This window comes from Pedobacter sp. 01T416_2 (genome assembly GCF_056398925.1).
This window is the reverse complement of record NZ_JBFTQI010000099.1, coordinates 1-10,976: the sequence shown is the minus strand read 5'-3', so window position 1 is coordinate 10,976 and position 10,976 is coordinate 1. Positions and strand designations below refer to the sequence as shown.

Annotated in this window: 11 protein-coding genes; 5 read left to right on the top strand and 6 right to left on the bottom strand. The window is 37.9% G+C overall.

From position 1 onward, the window contains the following. Positions 1-167: 167 nt before the first annotated feature. The 4 genes from AC1DPQ_RS06480 to AC1DPQ_RS06465 all read left to right on the top strand — a co-directional run bounded on the left by AC1DPQ_RS06480 (position 168) and on the right by AC1DPQ_RS06465 (position 2,272). Positions 168-725 (top strand): C40 family peptidase, encoded by a 558-nt coding sequence (locus AC1DPQ_RS06480; protein ID WP_029274974.1) that lies wholly within the window; start codon positions 168-170, stop codon positions 723-725. Between the two features lie 98 nt (positions 726-823). Next, positions 824-1,921 carry a CapA family protein gene (locus AC1DPQ_RS06475; RefSeq protein WP_477578842.1) on the top strand — a complete coding sequence of 366 codons (1,098 nt, stop codon included), beginning with the start codon at positions 824-826 and terminating at the stop codon, positions 1,919-1,921. Between the two features lie 44 nt (positions 1,922-1,965). Further along, the gene (locus tag AC1DPQ_RS06470) at positions 1,966-2,148 is read left to right on the top strand and encodes a hypothetical protein (RefSeq protein WP_477608462.1); all 183 of its coding nucleotides are present in this window, start codon (positions 1,966-1,968) and stop codon (positions 2,146-2,148) included. A 1-nt stretch (position 2,149) separates the two neighbouring features. Continuing rightward, on the top strand, positions 2,150-2,272 hold the full coding sequence (locus tag AC1DPQ_RS06465) for a hypothetical protein (RefSeq protein ID WP_477578839.1): 123 nt from the start codon (positions 2,150-2,152) through the stop codon (positions 2,270-2,272). A 1-nt stretch (position 2,273) separates the two neighbouring features. On the opposite strand, the gene AC1DPQ_RS06460 is transcribed toward AC1DPQ_RS06465, so the two are convergent. Both AC1DPQ_RS06460 and AC1DPQ_RS06455 read right to left on the bottom strand, forming a co-directional pair. Continuing rightward, positions 2,274-2,459, bottom strand: a complete 186-nt coding sequence (locus AC1DPQ_RS06460; RefSeq protein ID WP_029274977.1) for a hypothetical protein — start codon at positions 2,457-2,459, stop codon at positions 2,274-2,276. 113 nt (positions 2,460-2,572) lie between these two features. Continuing rightward, on the bottom strand, positions 2,573-4,615 hold the full coding sequence (locus AC1DPQ_RS06455; protein WP_477608460.1) for a M13 family metallopeptidase: 2,043 nt from the start codon (positions 4,613-4,615) through the stop codon (positions 2,573-2,575). 90 nt (positions 4,616-4,705) lie between these two features. On the opposite strand from AC1DPQ_RS06455, the gene AC1DPQ_RS06450 reads away from it, so the two are divergent. Next, positions 4,706-5,644 carry an SPFH domain-containing protein gene (locus tag AC1DPQ_RS06450; protein WP_477608458.1) on the top strand — a complete coding sequence of 313 codons (939 nt, stop codon included), beginning with the start codon at positions 4,706-4,708 and terminating at the stop codon, positions 5,642-5,644. Between the two features lie 174 nt (positions 5,645-5,818). Here AC1DPQ_RS06450 and AC1DPQ_RS06445 read toward each other — a convergent pair whose 3' ends face one another. The 4 genes from AC1DPQ_RS06445 to AC1DPQ_RS06430 all read right to left on the bottom strand — a co-directional run bounded on the left by AC1DPQ_RS06445 (position 5,819) and on the right by AC1DPQ_RS06430 (position 10,780). Next, positions 5,819-7,984 (bottom strand): carboxy terminal-processing peptidase, encoded by a 2,166-nt coding sequence (locus AC1DPQ_RS06445; protein ID WP_477578430.1) that lies wholly within the window; start codon positions 7,982-7,984, stop codon positions 5,819-5,821. Between the two features lie 270 nt (positions 7,985-8,254). Further along, positions 8,255-8,944, bottom strand: a complete 690-nt coding sequence (locus tag AC1DPQ_RS06440) for a hypothetical protein (RefSeq protein ID WP_477578432.1) — start codon at positions 8,942-8,944, stop codon at positions 8,255-8,257. Positions 8,945-8,973: 29 nt separating this feature from the next. Then, positions 8,974-9,816 (bottom strand): isoaspartyl peptidase/L-asparaginase, encoded by an 843-nt coding sequence (locus AC1DPQ_RS06435; protein ID WP_477578433.1) that lies wholly within the window; start codon positions 9,814-9,816, stop codon positions 8,974-8,976. 88 nt (positions 9,817-9,904) lie between these two features. Further along, positions 9,905-10,780, bottom strand: a complete 876-nt coding sequence (locus AC1DPQ_RS06430; RefSeq protein WP_477578435.1) for a cyanophycinase — start codon at positions 10,778-10,780, stop codon at positions 9,905-9,907. Between the last annotated feature and the right edge of the window lie 196 nt (positions 10,781-10,976).

The window sequence follows — 10,976 nt, the reverse complement described above, 5'->3', positions numbered from 1 at the left end:
GTTTATCACAAAAAATGATGATGGGAAAATAAAAATGTTAATAACTTTCGTTTTTTAACGTCTAACATTTGGATAACATTTGTATAATTAATACTTTTGGTAACCAACAATAAGCCCATGTGGTGTACGTTAATGTGTAAGTGAATACCCAAACATAACTGTATAACATGATTAAAAAATTTTTGTTTTCTACTCTAATTGCTATTTGTACGCTCTCAGCCGCATTTGCGCAAACAAAAACAAAAGAATCTGGTAAAGAATTAAATGATCCCGACAACCTTGCATCACAATATTTTTCGCAGGTTATGGGTGTTGCGGTAGATGCAACTTCGAACTTAAAACTGTACAAGTTTATTTACGAATGGATCGGAACGCCTTATAGTTATGGTGGAAACACTAAAAGAGGGATCGATTGTTCGGCTTTCACTAAAGCGATTTATGATAAAGTTTTCAACACTACCATCAGAAGGAATTCGCGCGATATTTTTAGTATGGTGGATCCACTGTCTAAAGAAGATTTAAAAGAGGGCGATTTAGTTTTCTTTAAGATTAAAAGCAGAAGTATTTCACATGTTGGTATTTACCTTGGCGATAACAGATTTGCACATGCATCAAGTTCTCGTGGCGTAGTAATCAGCAACCTGAACGAGCCTTATTACAGCCGCTATTTTTACAAAGGCGGTCGCGTTTTAGAATCGTTTAAGAAAGAATTTACAGTAGAATAGTTCAGTTAACAGTTGGCCATTTTCGGTTGACAGTAAAAATATATACAATCCTCCTAAAGAAATTTTGGAGGATTTTTTTTTATACCATAAAATCAAGAATGAAGTTTTTCAATACCTTAATCCTTTCTTTCGTCGCAATAGTTATTTTAATTAGCTGCACGAGCAATAATGCACAGATTACCACGCCTGTAGCCAGGCAAGATACGTTAATCAGAAAAATAAAGGATACCATCTCCATTACTGCTGTTGGCGATATTATGCTCGGCTCCGCTTTTCCATCTAAAAGCAACCTCCCTCCTGATGATGCTGTAAACAGCTTCCAGGCGGTTGATAGTTTATTAAAAGGAGATATTGTTTTTGGAAACTTAGAGGGCTGTTTTCTCAACTCAGGCAATTCGAACAAATGTAATGACATTAACCCAAACAACTGCTATGCTTTTAGAATGCCCGAGCGTTATGCCGGGATATATAAGGATGCAGGATTTAATGTTTTAAGCATCGCCAATAACCATGTTGGTGATTTTGATGCCAGGGGAAGAAAAAATACGGCAAGGATTTTAGATTCGCTGCAGATCCATTATGCCGGGCAGGTAAACAAACCTTTTGAAGTTTTTGAAAAAGATAGTGTAAAGTATGCATTCTGTGCCTTTGCGCCAAACGAGAATACGGTATCGATTAATAAAATCGACAGTGCCAAGGCTTTGGTTGCCCGCTTAAAATTGATGGCCGATATTGTGATTGTTTCTTTTCATGGCGGTGGTGAAGGTGCAAGGTTTGAACATGTTCCCCGTAAAAACGAAATTTTTTATAAAGAGAACAGAGGTAATGTTTATGCCTTTGCACATGCAGTTATTGATGCCGGTGCCGATGTAGTGCTGGGGCATGGCCCGCATGTAACCCGGGCTGTTGAAGTGTATAAAAATAAATTCATCGCTTACAGCTTGGGTAATTTTTGCACTTATGGCATGTTTAGCTTAAAAGGCAATAATGGTATTGCGCCCTTGGTTCAACTAAAAATAAATGCGAAGGGCGATTTTCTATATGCAGATATTGTATCAGTTAAACAGGATATGATTAACCGTTTAACTCTGGATGATAATTATGGTGCCTTTAAACGGATTAAAGAATTGACAGATATTGATTTTATTGGCCATCAGCTAAAATTCGCTGATAACAGGATCAGTTTAAAAGATTAATCTTCTGCGACATCAATCTCAATTTATTTCAGAATATTTGTTGTATGAAAAAAGGATTAATACTTCATTATATTATAGGTATTGCAGCTGCAATTTTAGTATTGGCAGCAGCCTACTACATCAACCAAAATTCTGAGAACCTATTGTCTGCAGGAATTATTATCCTGGCGGGTTGCCTGGTTGCTTTTAGGCAGTACCAGATCATCAAGCACAAAAAGAAGCAATAGTATGATAGCAATTATATTACAGGCTACGAAAGCTGATAACTTTAAAGATGGGATCTATCTTGGTTTAGCCATCGGAGCTGCTTTGTATTGTTTGTACTATCTAAAAAGTTTAGGAGAAACCTAGTTTAACTTTCGTCCTTTGTGTTCTTCACCAAGCCAATTCCTGATACAAAGAATATAAGTCCGATGATGCCATAAACCATTAATCCCCTTGTATTTTCGCTGTGGCTTACAAAACCATAGCCAGCGTATATTAAACCAATTATACCAAGTACGGTTAAGATGGTTCCAAAAGTGCGTTTTACATTCATATGATTATTATTTAATAAGGTAAAGACAAAATATCATCGTTTTTGTTTTAAGGAAACAAAGAAGTCCATCTCATTGACTGAAATGGACTTCTTTTATTAAATGAAAAGGTAACTTACCAAACACCTAATCTGTTTGCCGGAGTTACATACATTTTTGCTGTTGCAGGAATATTGAATGCCTTGTAAAATGCTTCCATATTATAAACAGGGCCGTTTACTCGGAACATCTCCGGGCTATGCGGATCTGTTTTTAACCTTACACGCATACTTTCATCGCGGGTTTTGATTCTCCATACCTGGGCAAAGCTTAAAAAGAAACGTTGGTCAGGAGTAAAACCATCAACCTTTTTATCGCCTTTTCCTTGCTCAGTTAATTTAAAGGCATCGTAAGCAATGTTTAAGCCACCAATATCGGCAAGGTTTTCGCCCAATGTTAATGAACCGTTTACATGCTGATTATCCAACAGCGAGAAGTTGTTGTAAAATGTTTCTACTTTACCGGCCTTAGTTTTAAATTTATCGGCATCGGCTTTTGTCCACCATTCTTTTAAGTTGCCTACTGCATCGTACTGGCGACCTTGATCGTCAAAACCATGCGTCATTTCGTGACCAATTACAGCACCTATTGCACCATAGTTAATGGCGTCATCTGCGGTAAAATCAAAGAACGGGAACTGTAAAATTCCGGCAGGGAAAACAATTTCGTTGAAAGACGGATTGTAATAGGCATTAACCGTCGGTGGAGTCATTCCCCACTCGGTTTTATCAACGTTTTTGCCGAGTTTATCCATCATTTCTTTGTAGGCATGTTTACTCGCCGATTGAAGGTTTGCATAATAAGTGTTTTTCGAAACCTCAACATCATCATACTTTTTCCATTTATCAGGATAGCCGATTTTTTTGATAAATGCATTTAGTTTTTCTAAAGCTTTCTTTTTGGTTTCAGGTGTCATCCAATCTACCTTCTGGATTCTTTCTGCATATACTTTCTGTAAATTGTTTACCAGGGTTAACATACGCTCTTTAGCCTCAGGCTTAAAATACTTTTCGGCATATAACTGACCTAAAAGCTCACCTAAATTACGATCGGTAGCATTTACGATGGCTTTCCATCTTTCTGTTGGAGCCTGTTGACCATATAGCGTTTTGGAGAAAAAATCGAATTTAGCATCTCTGAATTTTTTGGTAAAAGCATTGGACGATCTGTTTAAAGCGTCAAATTTTAATTTTTCTTTCCAAATTTCGATAGGCTGGCTTTTTACCAGGGCTGATAAGGTTTGATAATATTTTGGCTGCCTTACAATAACGGTATCCGTACTTGCCCCCAATTTACTTAAAACAGATTTCCACTCAATGTTCGGCGTCTGCTTTTGAAAGTCAGCCACGGTCATTTTGTTATAATTTTTCTGTGGATCGCGCAGTTGAACAGGAGTAGAATGCGATTGCGCAATAGCTGTTTCCAGTTTTAAAATATTGTCGGCATATTTAGCTGCATTGGCAGAATCGCCTGCCAGGCTAAAAATTTTTGTGATGTATTTAATGTACTCGGCTCTGATTTTTTTTGCCTTATCATCCTGTTCTAAATAATAGCTGCGATCAGGCAGGGTGAGACCGGCCTGCGAAAATGACAAAGCATTTTTAGTGCTTAATTTATCATCTGGTTCTACACCAAAGCCCAATAAATCTCCCTCACCATCTTTATAGCCGTTGACAACAAAATTGATTAAATCCTTATCGTTTTTAATCCCATCTATTTTATTTAAGAGCGGCTTTATAGGTTCGATGCCCAATTTCTCAATGGTAAGGGTATCCATTCCACTGGTATAGAAATCGCCAACTTTTTGTTCAGTACTTCCTTTGGCAGCATTAGCTTTTGAAGCACTTTCAAGAATGCTGTTCAGATTTTTCAGGTTATCGTTATATAAAGTATAAAAAGAACCCCAGCCTGTTTCTGTTTTAGGAATTTCAGTGTTTTTCATCCATTTCCCATTGGCATACAGGAAAAAGTTATCGCCAGGTTTTACAGTGGTATCCATGCCGGCTTTATCGAAAAATTCGGTGCGTGCATTCACCACATCGGCATCTTGATGGCTTTTATTCTGGCAGGCAGCAAAAAGCAATACGCCGGCCGCCGGAAGAAATAATTTAGTTTTCATTGTATATAAGTTAGTTAGAAAAACTTAAAGCTACAAAATGCCTGATGTAGTTTGTATGAATTTTTTATAACTTCATAAAAAAATCTAATTATGCAATACACCATTTACATTATAGCTGTTGTAGGATTTATTATCCTGCTGAGCTCGTTTGTTACCGTTAAACAGGGAACCATTGCGGTCGTAACCGTTTTCGGCAAGTACCGCCGCCAGTTAAGACCGGGCTTAAATTTTAAAATTCCATTAATAGAGCAGATTTATTCTCGTATTTCCATTCAAAACCGCTCTGTAGAGCTGTCGTTTCAAGCGGTAACACAAGATCAGGCCAATGTATATTTTAAGGCGATGCTATTATATTCTGTGGTAAACCAGGATGAAGAAACGATCAAAAATGTAGCTTTTAAGTTTGTAGATGCGACCAACTTAATGCAGGCACTAATCAGGACCATTGAAGGTTCGATCAGGGCGTATGTGGCTACGCAAAAGCAGGCAAATGTATTGGCCCAACGCAACGAAATTGTACTTCACGTTAAGGAGCAGATCGATCAGGTTTTAGATGGATGGGGTTATCATCTTCAGGATCTTCAATTGAATGATATTACCTTTGATGAGGAAATTATGCGTTCAATGAGTCGTGTGGTAGCTTCAAACAACTTAAAAGCAGCGGCTGAGAACGAAGGGCAGGCATTATTAATTACTAAAACCAAAGCTGCCGAAGCGGATGGTAATGCGATTAAAATTGCAGCTACAGCCGAGCGCGAGGCTGCACAGTTACGCGGGCAGGGTATCGCTTTATTCCGTGCAGAGGTGGCTCATGGTATGAGTAAAGCCGCTCAGGAAATGGAGCAGGCCAACCTGGATATTTCGGTAATCTTATTTACCATGTGGACTGAATCGATTAAACATTTTGCAGAAAACGGAGATGGAAACGTTATTTTTCTTGATGGTAGTGCCGATGGCATGAATAAAACCATGAAAGAGATGATGGCCATGCAGTTGAATAAACAGACTGAACCAACGGCGAAGAAATAAGTGTTTTAAACCTACGAGGTCTTTTGTCGTGCTGTCGGATGTTGCCATCTGACAGTTAAATAGATTAAAAACAAAGATGGTTTAGTGTCAGATAGGAATATCTGACACCACCGAAATAACAAAAAGGCCGCTTTAGTTTTTGCTAAAGCAGCCTTTCCATAGAAATATTTCTTCTTAGTTATTCTTTGGCATCAAGCCTAAGTTCATCACATAGTTACCAGATTGTTGCATAAAATCGCCCATTACTTTTAACGATTCATCTTCAATAAAATCGAAAGCATCTTGCTTGGTAATTTTATCTCCTTTTTTAATGGCAGGTAATCCTCTTAATGCCCTTAATTCATTCTGTCTGGCAAGTGTTTTAGCTTCTTGTGCGTCGCGCTCAGCTTTAAGCTTTGCCTCATTTAAGGTGACAGAAACTTCATTGTCACGTTTTTTAAGATCGGCAATATCTTGTTTCAGGTACTTAAAATCCAATGAGTTTGCGATACGCTGCTCGCTGTTTTTAACCAACTGTGCTTTAACAGGGGTCAGATTCGCAACTGCTTTAAAGCTGGAGTTTGGAATAACGTCCCATGGTAAGGCAGATGATTCAGTATCTTCTCCAATTTTATCCATCGGATAAACTGAAGGGAAAACAACATCAGGTGTTACACCTTTATGCTGAGTGCTGCTTCCTGCAACACGGTAAAATTTGGCCATGGTTAGGTTAATCTGACCTAAGTTAATATCAGCCGGGCTTGCTCCGCTTGGCGATGTGCCAACGGTTTTGTCTTTAGAAATTAATCCTGCTACCCTTTGTAACATACTTGGGTTTACCAATTTGTTTAAATCGATAGAAGATTGAACGGTACCTTTACCATAAGTTTGGCTACCCATAATAATACCACGGCCGTAATCCTGTATTGCACCAGCGAAAATTTCTGATGCAGATGCGCTTAAACGATCTACAATTACACCAAAAGGCCCATCCCAGGTTACACCGCTATTTTCATCCTCGTCCACTTCAATTTTACCGCGTAAATCTTTCACCTGAACTACAGGCCCTCTATCTATAAATAAACCAGTTAAAGAGATCGCTTCAACTAATGAGCCTCCACCATTTCCACGTAAATCCATTACGATTGCATTTACCTTATCATATGTTTTTAACGAGTCGATTAGTTTTCTAACATCGCGGGTAGTGCTTTTGTAGTTTTTATCACCTGCATTTGCTGCTTTAAAATCCGCATAGAACGCTGGTAGGGTAATAATCCCGATTTTATAATCTTTGCCATTACTGTTAATGGTTTTAACTTTTTTCTTGGCAGATGTTTCTTCCAAAACAATTTTATCGCGAACCAATTCGATAATAACTGGTTTAGAAGACATTTCTTTTCCAACAGGGATAACTTTTAAACGCACCTTGGTTCCTTTCGGACCTTTAATTTTCGATACGGTGTTATCCAATCTCCAACCCACTACGTCAACAAATTCTCCATCACCCTGGGCTACAGCAATAATACGATCGCCAGCACTCAGTTGTTTTCCTTTAAATGCAGGTCCGCCAGCAATAATTTCTGAGATTTTAACTACCTCGTTTTCTAATTGTAAACGGGCGCCAATACCTTCGAAAGAACGGGACATATCTTCGTTAAATGCTGCTGCGTTGGTTGGGTTAAAATAATTGGTATGTGGATCAATAGATTCGGTAAAAGCATCCATCAAAATCTGGAATACATCCTGATTATTGGTTTTTGAAGTTTGCGACTGTAGGTTCTGATAGCGTTTAGTTAACGTTTCTACGTTCTTTGCTTCTGCTGTTCCAGCTAAATTTAAATTGATCAGTTCGTATTTAACACGTTTTTTCCAGGTATCGTTTAATGCTGCTGAAGAAGTTGCCCAAGGCTGCTTCTCCCGGTCATATACATAACTGTCGGTTTGATTAAAATCATATTTAGTTTTAATCTGTGCTAAAGAATAGGTAAAATATTCATTTAACCTTTTGGCATAGACGTTATAGATGAAAAACGGCCCGCTTAAATCGCCATTTTTGAAATCATCATCCAAAGTATATCTGTATTTTTCAAATTCTTTGATATCCGAAGCCAAAAAGTAATTTTTACCCTGATCTAAAGACTTGATATACTTATCTAAAATGATCGAAGATATAGAATCATTGATCTGAATTTTTTTATAATTATAACTCTCAATCAAATTTACAACCTCTTTTATAACAAGTTGTTGCTGCTCATCAGGTTTTACGTTGGTAACACCCTCAACCATTGGCTGAGTTTTAGGTGCAGCATGACAAGCAAGTACTGCCGCAGTAAAAATTACAAAAAATATTCTCTTTAACATCTCTTTAAATGATTTAAAATCCATTTCCAATTCTATATAGCCAATATGATACCATTTTAGCAAAAAAACAAAAAAGAGACAGCATTATTACCGTCTCTTGTTAAAACTTTATCAAATCTAACTAAAAGCTTTTTATTTAACAATTTCTTATGTAGAACGTTGAGCGTTATTTTTTGTTTTGATCGATACTCAAAATTTGACCAATTACAGACCTTTAAGGGCTATATTATTAGTGATGTAGGAAGATTTAAAGAAAAATAAGTATCTAAACTAGCTTGGGTTTACCTTTTTACTGGTGGTTTTGCTGGCGATCATTTCCCTGGCATCTTTGATTTGCGTTTTGTACTGGGTGGTTTTAATCGAGTTGGCAAGCCATTCGGCAGATTTCAGATCTCTCAGGGCAAGCGTAAAATCTTTCTTTTTGATTTTAACCTGAACAATGCCTAAAATAGATTCGATATATGAATTGTTGCTTTTTAGCTGTTTTGCCAATATACCCTGTTGGGTGTAAAACCACATCGATTGGGTATACTTGGTATTGGCCAGATAAACTTTGCCTAAAAGGTTATAGGTGTTCATTACTCCTGCTCTGTTTCCGGTTTTAGAATAATTTTTTAAAGCCACATTTAAAAGAATCTGCTCTGCATCAGTGAAACGGCCAAGTTGATAATGCATACTGCTCATCTTGATAACGGCCTGTCCGTACCTGTTGAAGTTTTTTACGGCATTATATTCGAAAGCGGCTTTGCCAAATAAGGTGAGGGCTTCGTTGAAATCGCCTTTTCGCTCTAAATCTTCTGCTTCCTCAAAAAAAGAATTGCCGTCTTCCAGGTCAAATTTAGATACCGCTATATTTATAGCACTACCGTTAGGTTCTTGGATCTCAGATTTATCTATATTTTGAGCTTGTAGTTGTAATGATGCAAAAAGGCCAATTAAAGCCAATACAATCTTGGTCATGCAACAAAAATAATACTTTAAATCTAATTTTAGCTAAATACCTGTAAATTAACATCAAAAGATGCCCAAACCATGTATGGATGCGAGTCGCAATGGTACACTTCGCCTGCTACAGAAATGCCTACAACGCCCGCAAAGCCATCAAAAGCTTTAAGTTCGGCAAAAGATTTATCTGATGCTTCCTTTAAAGAAAAACCATCGGTAACACGGGTTACAATTTTTGCGGCTAAGGCACCGCTTACAATATCTTCACCTACTCCGGTACAAGAAATACCTGCATATTGATTGGCATAGTTGCCTGCCACGGTTGCAGAGTCACTCACCCGGCAAGGGATTTCGAATCCTTTTCCCCCGGTGGAGGTTGCTGCTGCTAAATTTCCATCTGCATCGAGTGCTACACAGCCTACCGTTCCTTTATTGTTCTTTTGGTTTAATTTAGCTTCGTATTCTGATTGGCGCTGTGGGGTAATCGGATTGAAATATTCAAATCCATTTGTTCTGGCAAATTGCCGGGCACCATCACCACTAAGTACCCGGTCATCATATGTTAATAAACTCTGCGCAATCTGTATAGGATTTTTAACATCTTCTACATTAATTACACCACTAAATTTTTCTGTTTTACCATCCATTAGGGCTGCGCTCAACCTCACTTTTCCATCGCTTTGAATCTGCGAACCGATACCAGCGTTAAACAGTTCGTTATCTTCTAATAGCGCAACAGTATACACCACGGTTTCTAAAGCAGTATGTGTTTTCAGATACTCGTGTCCGAGCGTAACAATCGAAGCCAAAGCATCTTGTTTAGCCTTTTTCGTTTCCTGGTTGGTAGACGATTCGCTGAAGAAGCCGCCGTGTATGATTAATTTCATTTTTTTGAGTATTGTAGTAAATAAGTAGCGAGTATCAAGATTGGGTAAGTCCTAACTGAAAATCGCCCACTGTTAACTGCCAACTGAATTACCCTACCGGAACAACCTTTGGATGATGGATTACTAAGCTATGGTTTGTTAAATCATAAACGTCGCCATCGCACATTACATGTACCACCATGTTTTTAATTGAAACAGGCTGACCCATCTCTACGTCTGTTAAATTGGTATCGGCCATATTGCGGCCATCTACTAAAATTACCATGCCAGAGCCGATTGCTTCCATCGTATGGCCATCAGAGATGAAAAGCCCCGTATCTTCACCAAGACCAATCCCTAATATACCAGGATTGCTGGCAGCGGCATATAACAAGCGGCCAATTCTTCCGCGTTGAACAAAATGTGTATCAACAATAACATCATCAATAAAGCCTAATCCGCCGGTAATTTTAACCTCTCCCTTAAGCAAAGCATCTTTACTGCTACCCTGATAAATCATGTTTTTAGAGCTTGCGGCCGCCCCTGCAGAAGTACCGGCAATTACTACAGGTTCATTTCTGTATTTCTCTAGTAATATTTGATGGATTTTTGTTCCACCAAAAATTGAAGAAAGACGGAGCTGATCACCACCGGTAAAAATAATTACTTCGGCTGCTTTGATACGTTCATAATTTTCATCTGAATTGGCTTCTTCACGGTTGGTAATGTTAAGCACACCAACATTGTGCACGTCTAATTGTGCATAAGCCTTGATATATTCTTCACCAACCTTTTCGGGCATTAATGATGCTGTAGTGATGATCTCGAAGCGAGATTGAGTATCTCTTAATGATTCTGTAGTAATCCGTTTTAAAATTCCACGCTCAAAAAAATTCATATTCTCAGGTAGTCCGAATTGCGTTTCTGCGAAGCTACCTGTGTTTATTGCGCCACCAATGATGATGAGTTTACCTTTCGGAACCATTCTTTGTGTATTATAATTGTATCAAAAAACCCAAATATATAGGCTTATGATAAAAAACACGACTTTTTTTGTCAAGAATATTCAATTTATTAACAAACGTTAAAATATTATAACCTAAAATTAACAGGATTGTGCTTGAAAATAAAACAAATACACCTTAAAATTGATTTAGCTAAATGGTGATTTAGCTAAATGG